At 71.1% G+C, this 17,590-nt stretch carries 17 protein-coding genes and 1 pseudogene; 8 read left to right on the top strand and 10 right to left on the bottom strand.

From position 1 onward, the window contains the following. The first annotated feature begins 41 nt into the window (after positions 1–41). From moaA to A6A25_RS09755, 3 genes are all read left to right on the top strand, one after another. Positions 42–1,100 (top strand): GTP 3',8-cyclase MoaA, encoded by a 1,059-nt coding sequence (gene moaA / locus A6A25_RS09765; protein ID WP_073887855.1) that lies wholly within the window; start codon positions 42–44, stop codon positions 1,098–1,100. A 1-nt stretch (position 1,101) separates the two neighbouring features. Beyond that, positions 1,102–1,356, top strand: a complete 255-nt coding sequence (locus tag A6A25_RS09760) for a MoaD/ThiS family protein (protein ID WP_073887853.1) — start codon at positions 1,102–1,104, stop codon at positions 1,354–1,356. A gap of 379 nt (positions 1,357–1,735) precedes the next feature. Further along, positions 1,736–2,389, top strand: a complete 654-nt coding sequence (locus A6A25_RS09755) for a LysM peptidoglycan-binding domain-containing protein (protein WP_073887851.1) — start codon at positions 1,736–1,738, stop codon at positions 2,387–2,389. Positions 2,390–2,491: 102 nt separating this feature from the next. Here the strand turns inward: A6A25_RS09755 and A6A25_RS46780 are convergent. The 4 genes and pseudogenes from A6A25_RS46780 to A6A25_RS09730 form a co-directional block, all read right to left on the bottom strand. Then, positions 2,492–3,387, bottom strand: a pseudogene (locus A6A25_RS46780) (molybdenum cofactor biosynthesis protein MoaE). Further along, complete coding sequence (gene moaC / locus A6A25_RS09740; protein WP_073887845.1) at positions 3,384–3,857, bottom strand: cyclic pyranopterin monophosphate synthase MoaC; 474 nt, start codon at positions 3,855–3,857, stop codon at positions 3,384–3,386. The pseudogene A6A25_RS46780 and the gene moaC overlap by 4 nt, the downstream one beginning before the upstream one ends. A gap of 71 nt (positions 3,858–3,928) precedes the next feature. Then, positions 3,929–5,317 carry an NAD-dependent malic enzyme gene (locus A6A25_RS09735; protein WP_073887843.1) on the bottom strand — a complete coding sequence of 463 codons (1,389 nt, stop codon included), beginning with the start codon at positions 5,315–5,317 and terminating at the stop codon, positions 3,929–3,931. Between the two features lie 95 nt (positions 5,318–5,412). After that, positions 5,413–5,598 carry a hypothetical protein gene (locus tag A6A25_RS09730; protein WP_073887841.1) on the bottom strand — a complete coding sequence of 62 codons (186 nt, stop codon included), beginning with the start codon at positions 5,596–5,598 and terminating at the stop codon, positions 5,413–5,415. Positions 5,599–5,721: 123 nt separating this feature from the next. Here A6A25_RS09730 and A6A25_RS09725 point away from each other — a divergent pair, with 123 nt between their 5' ends. The 4 genes from A6A25_RS09725 (at position 5,722) to A6A25_RS09710 (ending at position 9,740) form a co-directional block, all read left to right on the top strand. Further along, positions 5,722–6,288, top strand: a complete 567-nt coding sequence (locus tag A6A25_RS09725; protein ID WP_241828572.1) for a 3'-5' exonuclease — start codon at positions 5,722–5,724, stop codon at positions 6,286–6,288. Between the two features lie 189 nt (positions 6,289–6,477). Then, positions 6,478–8,724: a helicase-associated domain-containing protein gene (locus A6A25_RS09720; protein WP_073887837.1), complete on the top strand. Its 2,247-nt coding sequence runs from the start codon at positions 6,478–6,480 to the stop codon at positions 8,722–8,724. A gap of 269 nt (positions 8,725–8,993) precedes the next feature. Then, positions 8,994–9,374, top strand: coding sequence for a type II toxin-antitoxin system RelE/ParE family toxin (locus A6A25_RS09715; protein WP_073887835.1), 381 nt, complete (start codon positions 8,994–8,996; stop codon positions 9,372–9,374). A gap of 3 nt (positions 9,375–9,377) precedes the next feature. Next, a complete protein-coding gene (locus tag A6A25_RS09710) occupies positions 9,378–9,740 on the top strand; it encodes an XRE family transcriptional regulator (RefSeq protein ID WP_073887833.1) in 363 nt (120 codons plus the stop codon). Positions 9,741–9,833: 93 nt separating this feature from the next. Here the strand turns inward: A6A25_RS09710 and A6A25_RS09705 are convergent, their stop codons facing one another. The 4 genes from A6A25_RS09705 to A6A25_RS09690 are packed head-to-tail and all read right to left on the bottom strand — an operon-like array spanning position 9,834 to position 14,957. Next, a complete protein-coding gene (locus A6A25_RS09705; protein ID WP_073887831.1) occupies positions 9,834–10,439 on the bottom strand; it encodes a GTP-binding protein in 606 nt (201 codons plus the stop codon). Beyond that, complete coding sequence (locus A6A25_RS09700; RefSeq protein ID WP_073887829.1) at positions 10,420–11,178, bottom strand: DUF742 domain-containing protein; 759 nt, start codon at positions 11,176–11,178, stop codon at positions 10,420–10,422. The genes A6A25_RS09705 and A6A25_RS09700 overlap by 20 nt, the downstream gene beginning before the upstream one ends. Positions 11,179–11,208: 30 nt before the next feature. After that, on the bottom strand, positions 11,209–11,628 hold the full coding sequence (locus A6A25_RS09695) for a roadblock/LC7 domain-containing protein (protein ID WP_033442969.1): 420 nt from the start codon (positions 11,626–11,628) through the stop codon (positions 11,209–11,211). Then, positions 11,625–14,957, bottom strand: a complete 3,333-nt coding sequence (locus A6A25_RS09690) for a nitrate- and nitrite sensing domain-containing protein (protein ID WP_241828571.1) — start codon at positions 14,955–14,957, stop codon at positions 11,625–11,627. The genes A6A25_RS09695 and A6A25_RS09690 overlap by 4 nt, the downstream gene beginning before the upstream one ends. Positions 14,958–15,514: 557 nt before the next feature. Between A6A25_RS09690 and A6A25_RS09685 the strand changes: the two genes are divergently transcribed. Then, positions 15,515–16,381, top strand: a complete 867-nt coding sequence (locus A6A25_RS09685; RefSeq protein WP_241828570.1) for an ABC transporter substrate-binding protein — start codon at positions 15,515–15,517, stop codon at positions 16,379–16,381. 124 nt (positions 16,382–16,505) lie between these two features. On the opposite strand, the gene A6A25_RS09680 is transcribed toward A6A25_RS09685, so the two are convergent. Together A6A25_RS09680 and A6A25_RS09675 are read right to left on the bottom strand one after the other, a co-directional pair. Next, a complete protein-coding gene (locus A6A25_RS09680) occupies positions 16,506–17,042 on the bottom strand; it encodes an LppU/SCO3897 family protein (protein ID WP_143193052.1) in 537 nt (178 codons plus the stop codon). A gap of 45 nt (positions 17,043–17,087) precedes the next feature. Further along, complete coding sequence (locus A6A25_RS09675; RefSeq protein WP_073887825.1) at positions 17,088–17,555, bottom strand: LppU/SCO3897 family protein; 468 nt, start codon at positions 17,553–17,555, stop codon at positions 17,088–17,090. Positions 17,556–17,590 lie beyond the last annotated feature (35 nt).

Here is a 17,590-nt window from a genome sequence, read left to right as displayed (position 1 = left end):
CCCGCAGCACCCGAGAGTGTGAGCCGATTACCCTGGCAGGGGTGACAGCTGTCGAGTTGGGGCTACCCGTTGTGCGCGGCAACCCGGACACCTCCGAACGGCCGGTCTCACCGCTGCTGGTGGACCGGTTCGGCCGGGTCGCCACCGACCTGCGCGTGTCGTTGACCGACCGCTGCAACCTCCGCTGCACCTACTGCATGCCCGCCGAGGGCCTGGACTGGCTGCCGAAGCCCGAACTGCTCTCCGACGACGAGCTGGTCCGGCTGATCGGCATCGCGGTGACCATGCTCGGCGTGACCGAGGTCAGGTTCACCGGCGGCGAGCCGCTGCTGCGGCCCAAGCTGGACGAGGTGATCGCGGCGACCGCGGCCCTGGACCCCCGCCCGAAGATCTCGATGACCACGAACGGGTTGACCTTGGCCAAGCGCGCCGAGGGTCTGGTGGCCGCGGGACTCGACCGGGTGAACGTCTCGCTCGACACCCTCGACCCGGAGCGCTTCCTCCGCCTCACCCGGCGCAACCGGCTGGCGGACGTGTTCGCGGGCCTGGCCGCCGCGCGCGAGGCCGGGTTGGCGCCGGTCAAGGTGAACACGGTGCTGATGCGCGGCGTGAACGAGGACGAGGCCGTGCCGCTGCTGCGCCACTGCCTGGCGCACGGCTACCAGCTGCGGTTCATCGAGCAGATGCCGCTGGACCCGCAGCACGGCTGGGACCGCGAGGAGATGGTGACCGCCGAGGAGATCCTGGCGTCACTGCGCACCGAGTTCACCCTGACGCCCGAGCCGGGTGACCGGGGCGGCGCGCCCGCCGAGCGGTGGCTGGTGGACGGCGGCCCGGCCGTGGTGGGCGTGATCGCGTCGGTGACGCGGCCGTTCTGCTCGGCGTGCGACCGGACCAGGCTCACCGCGGACGGCCAGGTGCGGAACTGCCTGTTCAGCCGGTCGGAGACGGACCTGCGGGCGTTGCTGCGCGGTGGCGCGTCGGACGAGGACATCGCCGGCGTGTGGCGCGGCAACGCGTGGGTCAAGGCCGCCGGGCACGGCATCGACTCGGCCGGGTTCAGCCAGCCCGACCGGCCCATGAGCGCGATCGGAGGGTGAAGTGCGGCTGACGGTGCGGTACTTCGCGGGTGCGCGGGCGGCCGTGGGGCTGTCCGACGAGAGCTTCGAGCTGCCCGGCGACGCGGCCACGGTCCAGGCCGCGATCGACGCGGTGCGGCGCCGGCACGGGGCGAAGGTGGCCCGCGTGCTGCCCGCGTGCAGCTTCCTGCTCGACGGCGTGGCCGTTCGCGATCATGACACGGCAGTGTCATCCGGGGCGCAACTCGACGTGTTGCCCCCCTTCGCCGGCGGATGATGCTTCTCCACTCGCGCGGGTTAATACGTGAGCTAAACCTCACTTACGGTGATTGATCTCGGCGAATCTCGGAACGGAAACAGACCGATAACGGTGCTCTGAGCTGGCTAAACGGGGTAGTCGGAGAGTCACTCTGTCGCGTTACAGTGACGTGCGTCACATGCCAGATCATTTGGCGCGCGGCTCCCGGTTACGTACCGTCGCTTCTCGGTTGGCCCCGACCGACCGCAGCTAGACCGGGACACCGCGCACCGAACCTGTCCAACGGCGTCCCGGAACACCCCCGAGCGAGAGACAACCACCGGACAGGGAGCAAGCCGAGCGGCGTACCGGGCCCGAACCCGAGCCGGTCGAGCAGGTGCGGGTGGACGAGAGGGAAATGGCTTCTTACCGAGGCAAGCACCGTCCGACCACCAGTTCCACCGCCCGGAGCATCGCGAAGGTCGCCGTCGCCGGCGTCATCGTCGGTGCGCCGATGGCCATGGCCGCCGGCACCGCCAACGCGCAGTCGGTCAACTGGGACGCGGTCGCCGCGTGTGAGAGTGGCGGCAACTGGAGCATCAACACCGGCAACGGCTACTACGGCGGTCTGCAGTTCCTGCCGTCCACGTGGACCTCGCACGGCGGTTCCGGCATGCCCCACCAGGCTTCCCGCGAGGAGCAGATCCGTGTGGCCGAGAACGTGCTGAAGACCCAGGGCATCGGTGCCTGGCCCGTGTGCGGGCCCAAGGGCCTCGGCGGCGCCCCCGCGCCGGCGAAGGCCAAGCCGGCCCCCGTGCAGCAGGCTCCCAAGCAGGCCGCTCCGGCCCCGAAGCAGTCGGCCCCGGTCCAGCAGGCGCCCGCCCCCGTCACCGTGGCGCTGCCGACCTCCAACCCGAACGGCGACTACGAGATCAAGCCGGGCGACAGCCTGTCGAAGATCGCGGAGGAGCTGAAGGTCGAGGGTGGCTGGGCGAAGCTGCACGAGCTGAACAAGCAGTTCATCCCGAACGCCGACCTCATCCTGCCGGGTCACAAGATCGCCACCAAGTGACTTGTGGCCGGCGCGAGTCGGTGCACGACGGAACCGGGACCTCGGACCGCCCCCCTCGGCGGTCCGGGGTCCCCAACCCGTTCCCGGGGTGTTTCGCCCTGGTCAGGGCATGTTGACCCACTCGTCGGTGCCGTCGGTGAAGACCTGCCGCTTCCACACGGGCAGCCGCCGCTTCACCTCGTCGACGAGTTCCGAGCACACCGCGAACGCCTCACCCCGGTGCTCGGCGGACACCGCGCACGCCAGCGCCACGTCCCCGATCGCCAGCTGACCCACCCGGTGCGACACGGCGACGGCGCGCACGCCCTCGAACCGGCCCACCACGTCCGCCACCACCTCGGCCACCACCTCGGCGGCCGTCGGGTGCCCGACGTACTCCAGTTCGCGCACCGATCGCCCGTGGTCGTGGTCGCGCACCACCCCGGCGAACGTCACCACCGCGCCCGCCGCCGCGTGCTCCACCAGCTTGGCGTGCTCGTCCACGGACAGCGGCTGATCGCTGACGGTCGCCCGCAGCACCTCGGTCATGCGTGGTCACCTCCGGACACCTGGTCGACGGCGTGCTCCAGCACGGTCGCGAGCACGTCCAGCCCGTCGCGCACCCCGCCGGTCGAGCCGGGCAGGTTCACCACGAGCGTGCGGCCCGCGACCCCCGCCACCCCGCGCGACAGCACGGCCGCGGGCACACGTGGCCAGCCTGACATGCGGATGGCGTCCGCCACGCCCGGCACCTCGAAGTCCAGCACCGACCTGGTCGCCTCCGGCGTGCGGTCGGTGGGGCTGATGCCCGTGCCGCCGGTCGTGATGACGACCGCGACACCGTCCGCCACGGCCGCCCGCAGCGCCTCGGCCACCGGCTCCCCGTCCGGCACCACCACCGGGTCGGGCACGTCGTAGCCGCGTTCGCGCAGCCAGTCCACGATGATCGGCCCGCCGCGGTCGGCGTAGACGCCCGCCGAGGCCCGGTTCGACGCCGTGACGACCCGGGCGGTCCTCACGGGCGCTCCCACAGGCCGGTCTTGCCGCCTTCCTTGCGCTCGACCCGCACCCCGTCCAGCGACGCCGCCGGGTCGACCGCCTTCACCATGTCGTGCAGCGTGAGCCCGGCCACCGACACGGCCGTCAACGCCTCCATCTCCACGCCCGTGCGGTCGGTGGTGCGGACGGTCGCGGTGATGCGCACCTCGGCGTCACCGAGCGTCAGGTCGACCTTGACGCTGGACAACGCGATCGGGTGACACAAGGGCACCAGCTCCCACGTCCGCTTGGCCGCCATGATCCCCGCGATGCGGGCCGTGGCCAGCGCGTCGCCCTTCGGCAGCCCGTCGCTGCCCAGCAACGCCACCACTTCGTGCGTCGTGCGCAGGACGCCCGACGCCACCGCCGTGCGCGTGGTCGGCTCCTTCTCGGACACGTCGACCATGCGCGCCGCACCAGCGGCGTCCAAGTGGGTGAACTGGTTGCTCATACCGGCGATGCTAGGCGGTGTTGAATTGCCGCTGCTCCGCAGACGGCGGGCGAGGTCGCGTCGTGGTCGAGTCAGGCGGTCTCGACGGCTGCCTTGCGGACCGCTTCGGCGACCGCTGGGGCGACTGTGTTGTCGAACACGCTCGGCACGATGAACGACGCGTTCAACCGCTCGCCGTCGACCACGTCCGCGATGGCGTTGGCGGCGGCGATGAGCATGGCGTCGGTGATCGTGTTGGCGTGCGCGTCCAGCAGGCCCCGGAACACGCCGGGGAACGCCAGCACGTTGTTGATCTGGTTCGGGAAGTCGCTGCGGCCGGTGGCCACGACGGCGGCGTGCTTCTGCGCCTCCATAGGGTCGATCTCCGGGTCCGGGTTGGCCAGCGCGAACACGATCGCGTCGGAGTTCATGGTGGCGACCTGCTCGGCGCCGAACAGGTTCGGCGCGGACACGCCGATGAACACGTCCGCGCCGACCAGCGCGTCGTGCAGCCGTCCGCTGACGTTGTCCTTGTTGGTCGCCGCCGCGATGGACTTCAGGTTGTCGTCCAGGCCGGGCCGGTCGCGGTGCACGATGCCGTCCACGTCGACCGCGACCACGTCACCGGGCTCCTGCTTGAGCAGCAGCCGGATGATCGCGCTGCCCGCCGCGCCCACCCCGCACACCACGACCTTGCAGTCGGAGATCTTCTTGCCGACCACGCGCAGGGCGTTGCGCAGCGCGCCGACGACGACGATCGCGGTGCCGTGCTGGTCGTCGTGGAAGACTGGGATGTCCAGCTTCTCCCGCAGCCGCGCCTCGATCTCGAAGCAGCGGGGCGCGGCGATGTCCTCCAGGTTGATGCCGCCGTAGACGGGGGCGATCAGCTCGACCGCGCGGATGATCTCCTCGGTGTCCTGGGTGTCCAGGCAGACCGGCCAGGCGTCGACGCCCGCGAACTTCTTGAACAGCGCGGCCTTGCCCTCCATGACCGGCAGCGCGGCGGCGGGGCCGATGTTGCCCAGGCCGAGCACGGCGGAGCCGTCGGTGACCACGGCGACCGTGTTGCGCTTGATGGTGAGCCGGCGGGCGTCGTCCGGGTTCTCCGCGATCGCCATGCAGACCCGGGCGACGCCGGGCGTGTAGGCGCGGGAGAGGTCGTCGCGGTTGCGCAGCGGCACCTTGGACGAGATCTCGATCTTGCCGCCGAGGTGGACCAGGAACGTCCGGTCGGACACCTTGCGCACCACGATCCCGGGCAGCAGCTCCAGGGTGTCGGTGATGTCCTTGGCGTGGTTGGCCGACAGCGCGTTGCAGGTGAGGTCGATGATCACCCGGTCGGTGTGCGACTCGACGACGTCGAACGCGGTGATCACGCCGCCCGCCCGGCCGACGGCCGAGGTCAGGTCGCCGGCGGCCGACGCCGACGGCGGCGCCTCCAGCCGGACGGTGATCGAGTAACCAGGGCCGGGGACCGGCATCGAACCTCCCAGAACAGCACAGCTCAAGAGGTTTCGAGCGTAGTCCGCGCAGATATACGGAACGCGCGCGGCTCGACGGCCGCGCGCGTCCGGGCCTAGCGGTTGATCTCGGTCACGGGGTGGTGGTAGCCGAGCTCCTCGACCGGCAGCGGGAAGGTGACCTTGCCGAACGGGGACAACGCGCCCTGCATGTCGCTGGTGAGCTCGGTGACCGGGTGCTTGTCGCCTGCCGGCGCCTCGGGCCAGTGCGGGTCGATGCGCTCGGGGCGGGCCTTGGCCACGGTTCCTCCTCGGTGGTGCCTTCGTCGGGGACAAGTGTGCCTCATCCGCGCTGGTGGCGGCCCGGGGTGGTCGGCGGGGAAATGCGAGAGCCACGTCACGGCCCGATCCGTAGCCTCGTGCGGGTGGAGCTGCTGAACGTGGTCGACGTCGAGGCGACGTGCTGGGAGGGCCAACCGCCGCCCGGTCAGGTGAACGAGATCATCGAGGTCGGCCTGACCACGGTTTCGCTGACGACCGGCGAACGGGTCGCCAAACACCGGATCCTGGTCCGGCCGCGACGTTCCGCGGTCAGCCCGTTCTGCACGGAGCTGACCGGGTTGACGCAGGCGGAGGTGGACGGCGGCGTGGACTTCGCCGAGGCGTGCCGGCTGCTGGCGGTCGAGCACGAGGCGGGCTCGCGCCCGTGGTCGAGCTGGGGCGACTACGACCGCAAGCAGTTCCGGCGGCAGTGCCAGGCGACGGGCGTGCGTTATCCGTTCGGGCGGCGGCACTGGAACGCCAAGCTGGTCTTCACGCAGGCTCATGAGCTGCGGAAACGGCCGGGGATGGCGCAGGCGCTGGAGATCGCGGGGCTGCCGCTGGAGGGCAGGCACCACTCCGGCGCGGACGACTCGTGGAACATCGCCGCTCTTGTCCTGCAGTTGGCCGAGCGCGACGCCTGGCCCGCCGACCCGACCACCGACGCCTGAACCGACCGCGCCTGAACGGCGCTGCGTCTGACCGGCGCAGACCGCAGCTGCGCGGAGGTCCCCGCCCAGGGGAACCCTGTTTCACATTCTACCGGCGACGTCCGACAATTCCGGCCGATCGGCGGGCGGCAGCGGGGTTTCGGGGGCTGGTCAGCGCCACCCGGGCAGTCGGCATATACCGTGGTGAGGATGGCCGGCACGACCCTCGCCGAGTGGCTGCGGGCGCAGGACGACTCCGCGCTCGTGGCTCTGCTGCGCGCTCGGCCGGACCTGGCCACGCCCCCGCCGGCGGACACGACCGTGCTCGCCACCCGCATCGGGTCGCGGGCGTCCGTGGCGCGGGCCTGTGAAGACCTCGACACGCTGACCCTCACGGTCCTCGAAGCGCTGCTCGTGCTGGACGCCGACCTCGCGCCGGTCGGCCGGTCGGCCGTGCAGCGGCTGTTCGGCGAGACCGACATCGGCCCGGCCCTCGACACGCTGCGCGTCCGTGCCCTGCTGTGGGGCGGCGACCACGCGCTCTCCACCCCGCCGGCCACCCGTGACGCGGTCAACCCGTTCCCCTGCGGCCTCGGCCGGTCCGTGTCGCGCCTGGCCGACGTCGACCTCACCTCGCTCGACCCGGACGAGCACCGCGTCCTGCAGACCCTCGCCGCGGGCCCGCCGGTCGGGCAGACGAAGGACGCGGCGCACGTCGTCTCCCTCGCCAACGCCAAGACCCCGATCCAGAAGCTCCTCGCCCGCGGCCTGCTGGTCCGGCGGGACGCGCAGACCGTCGAACTGCCCCGCGAGATCGGCCTGAAGGTCCGGGGCGACCGGCCGCTCGGCGCGATCCAGACCACCGAACCGCCGCTGACCACGTTCCGCCGCGACCCGTCCGACGTCGACCACACCGGCGGTGGCGAGGCGTTGGAGCTGTCCCGGCACGTCGAGACGCTGCTCAAGAGCTGGTCGGAGGACCCGCCGGCGGTGCTGCGGTCGGGTGGTGTCGGGGTGCGGGAGCTGCGCAAGCTCGCCAAGGACCTCGACGTGGACGAGCGCCGGGCCGCGCTGCTGGTCGAGCTGGTCGTCAACGCGGGCCTGGTCGCCGACACCGAGGGCCTCGAACCCGAGTGGGTGCCGACCACGCAGACCGACGCGTGGCTGGTCGCCGCGCCCGAGCACCGGTGGGCGACGCTGGCCCAGGCGTGGCTCGACCTGCCCCGCCTGCCGGGCCTGATCGGGCAGCGCGATGACCGCGACCGGCTGCTCAACCCGCTGGCGCCGGAGCTGAACCGGCCCGGCGCGCCCCGGGACCGCAGGCGCATCCTCGAAGCGCTGGTCGCGTTGGCGCCGGGCACCGCCGTCACCGACCCGGACGAACTCGCCGCCGTGCTGGCGTGGCGGGCGCCCCGGCGGGGCGGGCGGCTGCGGGACGAGCTGGTGCGCTGGACCGTCGAGGAGGGCACGCGGGTCGGTGTCCTCGCGCACAACGCGATCACCTCCCAGGGCCGCACGCTGCTCACCGAAGGACCGGGTGCGGCGGCGAAGCGGCTCGGTGACGCGTTGCCCGCGCCGGTCGACCACGTGCTGGTGCAGGCGGACCTGACGGTGGTGGCGCCCGGCAGGCTGGACCCGGAGCTGGCCGACGAGATCGCGCTGGTCGCGGACGTCGAGTCGGCGGGCAGCGCCACGGTCTACCGGGTGCGGGAGGGGTCGGTGCGGCGGGCGTTCGACGCCGGGCGCAGTGCCGCCGACCTGCACGAGCTGTTCAAGTCGCGGTCGCGCACGCCGGTGCCGCAGTCGTTGACGTACCTGATCGACGACGCGGCACGCAAGCACGGCAGGCTGCGGGGCGGTGCGGCCGGGTCGTTCCTGCGCTGCGACGACCCCGTGCTGATCACCGAGGTGATGGCGCACGCGGCGGCGGAACGGCTCGCGTTGCGCAAGATCGCGCCGACCGTGCTGGTGAGCCCGTTGCCGCTGGCGGAGGTGCTGGACGGGTTGCGGGCGGCCGGTTTCGCGCCCGCCGCCGAGGGACCGGACGGTCACGTGCTGGACCTGCGGGCGAGCGGGCGTCGGATCGCGGGCAAGGGCAGGCGCAGGCCGGCGCCGCCGGGTGCGCCGTCGGACGAGCAGCTGGGCGAACTGGTGCGGCTGGTGCGGGCGGGCGACCGGGCGGCGACGACTACCGGCGGTGCCCGGGTGTCGGTGCCGGGTCACCTGGGCGCGGGACCGTCGGCGACGCTGGCGTTGCTGCAACGTGCCGCGCGGGAGGGCCGCAGCGTGCTGGTCGACTTCGTGGACGGCCACGGCACCGCCGCCCGCCGCGTGATCACGCCGCAGGTCGTGGGCGGTGGTGTGCTGGAAGGCGTGGACGTCAGCTACGGCGAGGTGCGCAGGTTCCCGCTGCACCGCATCACGTCCGCCGCCCTGGTCGAGGGCGACGGCGCGTAACCCCCGTTCGGCCTCGAAGACCACCCGATTGGTGACGACGGCACCGCCTAGCGTCGAATCGCGGCCTCCACGCCGCAGCACACGTGCGTCGACCGGCCGGGCGAACCCCGACCTCTCGGGCACGCGGAAGGGCGGCCTCCTACGAGGAGACCGCCCTTCGGTACGTCACACCGCCGGATCAGCGCGGCGACCCGAAGGTCAGCCGGTGTACCGGACAGCAGCGCACCTTGGCGCATCGATGCCCATAAGGGTATCGTTATGGTCAGGGCGTGACCGACTGGGACGTAGTACTGCACGAAGACGTCGACACCTGGTTCGCGCGACTCTGCGTAGAAGATTCGAAGAGCGCGAACCTGGTCGAGGAGGCGATTGACCAGCTCGCCCGCGAAGGACCTCGGCTCAGCCGTCCCTTGGTCGATCGGATCAAGGGGTCACGGCACCACAACATGAAGGAACTCAGGCCCGCCTCGTCGGGCGGGAGCGAGGTACGGATCCTCTTCGCGTTCGACCCGCACCGACAGGCGATCCTGCTGGTCGCCGGTGACAAGTCAGGCGACTGGCGAGGTTGGTACGACCGGAACGTCCCACTGGCCGACCGGCGGTTCGACGAGCACTTGGCCGAGTTGGACACGCACATCGGAAAGGACTGACCCATGGCTCGTTCGTGGAAGGACGTCAAGGCCGACAAGGCTCGGCGCGACCAGGCCGCCGGGCGGGACATGGAACTGGCGCGGGAAGAGGCACGCAACCGCACCCAGGCCTACGTGCTCGGCTTCCGCTTGGCCCAATTGCGCGAGCAGCAGGGGCTGTCCCAGAGCGAGGTCGCGGCGCGCATGGGCATCAGCCAGCCTCGGGTCAGCCAGCTCGAACGCGGCGATGTCGACCAGATGGTCGTCGACACGCTCGAGCGCTACATCACCGCACTAGGCGGCCGACTGCGCGTCGTCGCCGACTTCGACGACCATGACGTGGTGGTGTCGACCAGCGAGATCGACCGAACCACCGTCACAGCCTGACCCCGACCTCTCGGGCACGCGGAAGGGCGGCCTCCTACGAGGAGACCGCCCTTCGGTACGTCACACCGCCGGATCAGCGCGGCGACCCTCAGGTCAGCCCGCGCGCACCGACATCCACTGGCGCATGGCGTGCTCGACCAACGTGATCAACGTCTGCTTGGTCGACTGCCGGTTGCGCGCGTCGCAAGTCACTATCGGCACCGACTGGTCGATCGTCAACGCATCCCGCACGTCCTCGATCCGGTGGTGCAGCAGACCGTCGAAGCAGTTCACCCCGACGACGTACGGCAGCTGCCGATCGTCGAAGAAGTCGATCGACGCGAACGCGTCCGCCAACCGCCGCGTGTCCACCAACACGATCGCACCGATCGCACCACGCACCAGGTCGTCCCACATGAACCAGAACCGGTGCTGGCCCGGTGTGCCGAACAAGTACAGGATCAGGTCCTGGTCCAGCGACACCCGACCGAAGTCCATGGCCACCGTCGTGGTGACCTTGTTCGGCGTCGCCGAGAGGTCGTCCACCCCGGCACTCGCCTCGGTCATCACCGCTTCGGTGGTCAGCGGAACGATCTCCGACACGGAACCGACGAACGTCGTCTTGCCCACGCCGAAGCCACCGGCCACCACGATCTTCGCGGAGGTCGTCGGCTTCTTGGCGCCTTCGGCCGCGTTGGGGCTAGAGCCTGCGAAGCCCACTGAGCACCCTCTCAAGGAATTCAATGGACGGCCGGTCCCCCACGACCAAGCCACCCTGGTGAATCAAAACCAAACCCATGCTCGCCATGTCGCCGATCAGCACCCGCACCACACCCAGCGGCAGCCGGAGGTGAGCGGCGACTTCGGCCACCGACCTGGTGTCGGTGCACAGCCCGCAGATCGACCGGTGCTCGGGGAGCACCGCCGCGTCGCGTTCGAGCCCGCGCTCGCTGGTCGACACCAGCGCCTCGATCGCGAGGTCGTAATCGGGCCGGGTGCGGCCACCGGTCCGGGTGTACGGGCGGACCAGGGACCCGGACTCGGCCGCGGGGTTCTCCTCGCGCCGCACGACCGGCTGCGGACCGGTCGTGTAGGGCACCTGTTCCGGCACGCTGTCGGGCAGGCCGTGGGCACCGAAGAGATCGGCGCCCGGACCTCCGAACAGGCCGCTGCCGTACCCGTCGATGTCGAACCGGTTGGGAACGTCGTCGTAGTCGTACGACGAGTCGTCAACCTCACGCTGAGACATATCGCCTTGCCCCTGCCCTGTGCCTTCGACCCGTGGCCCCGGCGCCTGTTCCGCCCGGCGGCGCGGCCACGAGTTGGGTGCGTCCTCGGCTTCCTCGTCCTGTGCGGGGTCGGCATCCGGCTCAGCGAATTGGAAGCCCCCGACCGCCCACTCCTGGTAGTTGAAGTTCCTACCGAAGCGTCGGCCGCCGGCGCCAGATCGTTCAGCCATTTACCTTCACCCCCACGATCTCATGAGGATCTACCGCCGAACCACGCCCTGGAGCTGCGCGCGCAGCTCCGGGGTGAGCTGTTGGCCCACGCGCTCGACCAGCAACGTCATCTCGTACGCGACGAGGCCGATGTCGCAGTTCGGGGCCGCGAGGACGGCGAGGCACGACCCGTCGCTGATCGACATCAGGAACAGGTAGCCCCGTTCCATCTCGACCACGGTCTGGTTGACCGTGCCCGCCTCGAAGCACCGTGCCGCGCCCGCCGTGAGGCTGACGAGCCCGGATGCCACGGCGGACAGCTGTTCGGCGCGGTCGCGGGGCAGGCCCTGCGAGCCGGCGAGCAGTAGCCCGTCCGCCGACACGACCACGGAATGTGCCACACCGGGAACCCGGCGCACGAAGTCGGTGATAAGCCAACCAAAGCTGCCTGGCTGAGCTGCGGTCGTCACTCCTGCTCCTCGTCTTGCCGGCTCGACATGTCACCAGCGTAAGCGTCGATCAAAGCGTGTCGCCCTCGACGGACGCCCTGCTGAAGACTCGACATGCGTCCACGGATCGCGTCAGCCGATCGTGGTGGCAGCGGGGGCCGCTGCGGTTGCCGCTCCGAGGCCGTCGGCTTCGGTGCGGCTGATCCCGGCACAAGCTGAGCCTTGGGCACCCGCTTGGGCAACCCCGCCTGTGTCGTGGTCTCGGGTGCCTTGTTCAGCAAGGCCTGTGCCGCCTGCCAGCCCTCGTCGGCGGGGGACTCCCACACCGACTCGGCGGCGAGCGCGGCCGGCTCGGGTTCGGCGACCGGTTCGGGCTCGGTCACGCGGGACACCTCCGCGGCGCGCTTGGGCAGGTTGTTGGGCGAACCGGGCTGCCGCTTGGGCAGCCCGCCCGCGGTCAGACTAGTGCCCTCGGCGCGGTTGGTCGTCGCTTCGCCCCGTTGGGGCAGCGAACCGGCGTCCGCTTCGCGCAAGGGCCGGGGGTTCTGGCCAGAGTCGAGCAGGCCCCGCTGCGGCAGCGGGTCGTCGGACGTGGTGGGCGCGACCGGCGGGATCGGGCGCGGCCGACGGGTCGGCAGGCCCGACTCGGCGGGCGTGGCGCGCTCCGGCTCGGGCGCCGGCGGCACGGCCTGGGCGGTCGCGGCGGACGTCTCGCTGCCCACGGCCTGGAACCACTGCGAGAGGACCGCCTCGTAGATCGGCAGCCGCTCGGTCGGGGCGTCCAAGTCGTGCTCGACCTCCCTGGCCGCGGGCGCGGCCTGCGGTGCCGTCCCGTTGCGGTGCGCGTGCTCGGGTTCCGGCTCGGGCTCGGGTTCGATCAGGAAGCCGCTGTCCACCGCCGCGAACTGGGTCGTCTCGAACCCGTGCTCGTAGTCCGTGTCGTGCTCGGCGCGGTCCTCGTAGGCGGTGAACAGAGTCGGCTCGCCGAACGAGCCCTCCGGTTCGCGGTGGTCCACGTCGCGCTCGTCGCCGCGCAGCCACGGCTGCGACACCTCGGCGGGCGTCTCCACGGGCGCCTCGCCGAACGCGGGTGCCTCGCCGAACGCGGGCACCCGGGCCGGGTCCTGCTCGCCCTGGCCCTGCACGAAGCTCACCGGGAACGCCGGCTCGTCCTCGACGCGGGGCATGCTCGGGAAGCTGGTGTCCTCGTCCAGGCGGGAGATCGTGCCGGTGCCGAACGCGCCGGCGATACCGGACGCGCGCTGCGCCGTGGACCCGAACGCGGAGTCGCCGAAGCCCGAGTCGGTCGCGCCGCCGAAGCCGCCGGAGTCGCCGAACGCCGAGACGGGCTCGCCGCCCATCGGGGAACCGGGTGCGCCGGGCGAGGCGACCAGCGTGTCGGGCACGAGCACGAGCGCGGTGGTGCCGCCCTCGATGTCCTCGTTGGACCGCAGCCGCACCTTGATGTCGTGCCGCTTGGCCAGCCGCGCGACCACGTACAGGCCCATCCGGCGGGACACCGCGACGTCCACGTCCGGCGGGTCGGCCAGGCGCTGGTTGGCGTCGGCGAGCTCCTGCTCGCCCATGCCCACGCCGCGGTCCTGGATCTCGATCGCCAGCTCGCCCTTGCGGGTGCGGGCGGTGCGCACGGTGACCTTGGTCACCGGGTCGGAGAACGCGGTCGCGTTGTCCAGCAGCTCGGCGATCAGGTGCACGAGGTCGTTGACCGCGCGGCCCTGGACGGTGAGCTCCGGGGTCTGGCCGACCTGCACGCGGGCGTACTGCTCGACCTCGGACACCGCGGCGCCGAGCACCTCGGCCGCCGGGACCGGGCGGGTCAGCCGGCGGGACAGGTCCGTGCCGGACAGGACCAGCAGGTTCTCGCTGTTGCGCCGCATGCGGGTGGCGAGGTGGTCCAGCTCGAACAGGCTGGCCAGCTGGTCGGGGTCCTGCTCGTCCTGCTCCAGCCGGTCGATCAGGTTCAGCTGGCGCTCGACCAGTGCCTGCGAGCGGCGGGACAGGTTGACGAACATCGAGTTGACGTTGTCGCGCAGCAGGGCCTGCTCGGCGGCCAGCCGCACCGCTTCGCCGTGCACCGCGTCGAACGCCCGGGCCACCTGGCCGACCTCTTCGCGGGTGGTGATCGGCACCGGCGCGATGGCCGTCTTCGCCGCTTCCTGCGGGTTCGGGTCGGCGAGGATCCGGCCGACCGCCTCGGGCAGGCCGTGGTCGGCGACCTCCAGCGCGGTGCGGCGCAGCGTGCGCAGCGGGTTGAGAATCGAGCGGGCCACGAACAGCGCCATGACCAGGGCCAGCAGCAACGCGCCCAGCACGATGCCGGAGTCGCGGAACGCCGCGTTGCGGGCCGCGCCGGTCAGCTCGTCGGTCCGGTTCTGCAGCTGCTCCAGCAGCAGGTTCTCCACGTCCCGGGTGAGGTTCACGGTCAGCGTGGACGCGATGTCCCACTTCTCCGGGCGCAGCGACGTCATGGGCGCGTCGGCGGCGGCCAGGTTCAGCGCCGTCTCCTGCATGTCGTTCGCGGTGTCGACGATCAGGCCGGTGACGGTGTCGTCGTAGATCTTGGCCTGGTCGGGGGTCGCGGACTTGCGGAAGTCGTTGCGGGCCGCGTCCAGCTCGGCGTTCGCGGCCAGCAGCAGGCGCTCCTGGCCGGGGCCGAATCCGCCGCGCTGGAAGACGTCGAGCATGATGCCGCGCTTGCGCGACTCCTGCTCCTTGATGCGGGCGATCGCGTTGGTGGCCAGGTGCAGCCGCACGAGCTCGGGCTGGTTGATGCCCGCGATGGCCTGCTCGCCGAGGTCGAGGAGGCTCTCCACCGACTCCGAGTAGGTGCGCAGCACCGCGTCGGACGGGTAGTTGGTCTCGCGGACCGCGTTGCGCAGGCTGTTGAGCCGGTCGAGCTGGCTGGACGCGCGGCGGAACCGGGTGACCACCTCGTCGTCGAGGTCGGCGCTGAGGTCGGCGATCTTGGCGTTGAGCGCCTGCACGGTGTCCTCGACGCGGCGCAGCTGGCGGTCCAGCACCACGCGGTCGAGCTCGCGGCCGGATGCGACGTGGCTCGCACTGAGGTCCCGCTCACGTTGCAGCTGCTGCACCAGGTCGGCGACCGCCGATTCGAGCTGGATCTGGTTCGCCAGCCGGTTGAGGTCGGCCGCGTCGGCGAGGTCGGAGTTGACCCGCAGGCCGCCGAGCGCCACCGCGGCGACGGTGGGGATGAGCAGGACGGCGGTCAGCTTGGTGGGCAGTCGCCAGTTGCGCAGCCGCCAGGCTGCCGGGCGGGGCGTCTGCGCCCGGCCGGCATTGGTCGGCCCGGTACCCGTTTGTTCGGTCACAGTTCCATCACTCAGCGCAGCCAGTCCGTCACCCGTTCCGGGCCTTTCGGAGCGCGGTGGAATCCCCACGCCTGACTGGCTGGGACCTCTCTCTCGACGGGCCACCCTGGGCTTCCTCTTCCGGCAGCAGTGTTCCCCGGCCTCTCCCCCGCGGACCGAAGCATGGACTCGAAATCGGGCCGAATTGCAGCACAGGAGCAGTGGTGCCGGCTAGTCACCCCGCTCCGCGCTCGGGACACGACGGTCTGCGACGACCTGTGCCACCAGGCGGGGAGCGTAGTGCTCGACCCCAGCCCCGGGGAAGACTCCGGAAGCACTCACCGTATCGGAGCAGGGCTGTCGTTTCATACCTCTGGGTGGTTACCATCCCCCGCATCGACAAGTGCGTCGAGAAATTCGTTGATCAAAAAGACCCGCCCTCTGTGGTCATCCCGGCGAGAGGTGCCATGCCTACCCCAGCGCGTGTTCTGCGACGTGCGGCAGCGTTGTTCGCGTGTGCCGCCACCTTGACGGCGTGTGGACTGATCCCCGGCACCGACGGGAACAGCCGCCCCGACGTGGAACGCAGCACACTGCGCATCGGTGTGCTGCCCGTGGTGGACGTGGCACCGCTGCGCCTGGCGTTCAACAACAAGCTGTTCGAGAAGGCCGGCCTGCAGGTGCAGCTGGTGCCGCTCAACAGCGAGGACGAGGGCATCAAGCAGCTCGACACCACGCTGGACCTGACCTGGGCGACGCACGTCACGCTGTTCCGCAGCTTCGCCGAGAACCCCCAGCTGCAGCTGCAGGGCGAGGCGTACCAGGCCGGCTCGAACACGATGGCGCTGGTCACGCTCGACCAGGACTACGCCGGCCCTGGCCAGCTGAAGAGCCCGCGCATCGCCGTGCCGTCCACCGGTGACGTCGGCGCGCTGACCACGAAGGCCGTGCTCAAGACGGCGGGCGTGGAGAAGCAGCAGATCAGGATGACCGAGATGCCGTTCGAGCAGATGGTCAGCGCGATGGAGGCCAAGCAGGTCGACGCGGCGTGGATGACCGAGCCGTACATCACGCAGGCGCAGGCAGGCGCCGGTGCGCGCATCCTCACCGACACCGCCGTCGGCCCGACCAAGGACTTCCCCATGTCCGGGTACGCGTCGAGCAAGAAGTTCGCCGACGGCAACCCGCGCACGCTGGCCCTGTTCCGGCAGGTCCTGCGGGACGCGCAGGAGGCGGCGTCGAACGACAGGCTGTCCGTGCAGAACGCGCTGACCGGCTACATGGACGTCGACCAGCGGACCGCGGCGCTGGTATCGGTGGGCACGTTCCCGCTGTCGCTCAACCCGGTCCGGTTGCAGCGGGTCGCCGACATGATGGACACCGAAGAGGTGCTGCCGGAGCGCTTGGACGTCGGCGGGTTGTTGCCGCCCGGAACCGTGAACTGACTCAGCGTCAGCGAGAAGCCGTGCGATAGGGGGCCTTCCCAATGCGGAAGGCCCCCTATTTTTTCGATTTCCGCCTCGGTTGGAACTCGATCCGGCGTCGACCGAGTCTCGACGCAGTCGCGGATCAGGCTTCGGTCAAGCAGATCGTCGTAGCGGGCTGTGAGTAAACGGCTACGGTGTTGCCACTCTCGCACTCGTTCTCGTCCGCGCGACCCGTGACGACCTTGCCGACCTTGTAGGTGGCACCGCCCGAATCGCAGGCCACCTTGGTGGTTTTGGCCGCGACAATCGAGCCTTCCTGCTTGAAGCAGTCGCCCTCGGCGGCGTTGAGCACCAGGCACAGCTTGAAGCCGTTGCTGCGCCGGCCGCCACGGTCGGAGTACTCGGCGTAGTCGCCGTCCGGGCAGGAGTCGGCGCTGCTGTCGAGGTAGGCGGCGACCTTGAAGGCGGCCTCGGGCGACGAGCAGTCGATCTTCTCCACGTCGGCGTCGGTGGCGCTGGCCGAGATGACCTCGATGCAGTCGCCTGCCTCGGCCCCGGACGGGCCGGTGAGGTTGGCGATGATGCCCGCCACGACGACGCCCACGATGCCCAGCACGACCACGGCCACCAGCGCTTTCGCGCCGCGGGACGTGCCCTTGGGCGGTGTTCCTCTCGACATCGGCGAGCGGAACGTACCCCCGGGCGCCCGGCGGGCGCAGCGATTTCAGCCCAGGTCGGACACGCGGACCAGGCAGAACGTGACGGCGGGCTCGACGTACGTCACACGCTGGCCGTTCGGGCACTCCACCGGCTCGCGGGCGATGCGCACCACCCGGACCGCCTTGGCGGCCGTGCAGTCGGTCTTGCGCACCCCCGACGCCCGGTCGTTCTCGTAGCAGGCGCCCTCGATGAAGTTGGGCATCAGGCACAACGTGTCCGTGCCGCTGAAGACCGTGTACGGCGCGCCGCCCTTGGGGCACTGCGAAGCCTCGTCCACCACCTTGGCCACGCGCACGTTGGCCCGCGGTGACCGGCAGTCCAACGCCCGGTAGGCGGCACCCTTCTCGGCCCGTTCGAGGTGCGCGCAGACGCCCGGCGCGGCGGTCCTGGGCTCGCCGCCGAGCAGCGTGACCGCGAACGCGCCCGCCACCACGACCGCGACCGCGCCGACACCCCACCCGATCTTCCGCATGGAACAGGGGATCGGCACGCCCGCGCGCCGGGTTG

The sequence above is a fragment of the Saccharothrix sp. CB00851 genome, from assembly GCF_001905065.1.
Lineage (GTDB): Bacteria > Actinomycetota > Actinomycetes > Mycobacteriales > Pseudonocardiaceae > Actinosynnema.
The sequence above is the reverse complement of the archived record's forward strand: the minus strand, read 5'-3'. Positions and strand labels throughout refer to the sequence as shown.

Excerpts from the sequence above, each read along its gene's own strand:
- A6A25_RS09755 (WP_073887851.1), top strand. The coding sequence starts at position 1,736 with ATGGCTTCTTACCGAGGCAAGCACCGTCCGACCACCAGTTCCACCGCC.
- moaC (WP_073887845.1), bottom strand. The coding sequence starts at position 3,857 with ATGAGCAACCAGTTCACCCACTTGGACGCCGCTGGTGCGGCGCGCATG.
- A6A25_RS09735 (WP_073887843.1), bottom strand. The coding sequence starts at position 5,317 with ATGCCGGTCCCCGGCCCTGGTTACTCGATCACCGTCCGGCTGGAGGCG.
- A6A25_RS09720 (WP_073887837.1), top strand. The coding sequence starts at position 6,478 with ATGGCCGGCACGACCCTCGCCGAGTGGCTGCGGGCGCAGGACGACTCC.
- A6A25_RS09710 (WP_073887833.1), top strand. The coding sequence starts at position 9,378 with ATGGCTCGTTCGTGGAAGGACGTCAAGGCCGACAAGGCTCGGCGCGAC.
- A6A25_RS09700 (WP_073887829.1), bottom strand. The coding sequence starts at position 11,178 with ATGGCTGAACGATCTGGCGCCGGCGGCCGACGCTTCGGTAGGAACTTC.
- A6A25_RS09680 (WP_143193052.1), bottom strand. The coding sequence starts at position 17,042 with ATGTCGAGAGGAACACCGCCCAAGGGCACGTCCCGCGGCGCGAAAGCG.
- A6A25_RS09675 (WP_073887825.1), bottom strand. The coding sequence starts at position 17,555 with ATGCGGAAGATCGGGTGGGGTGTCGGCGCGGTCGCGGTCGTGGTGGCG.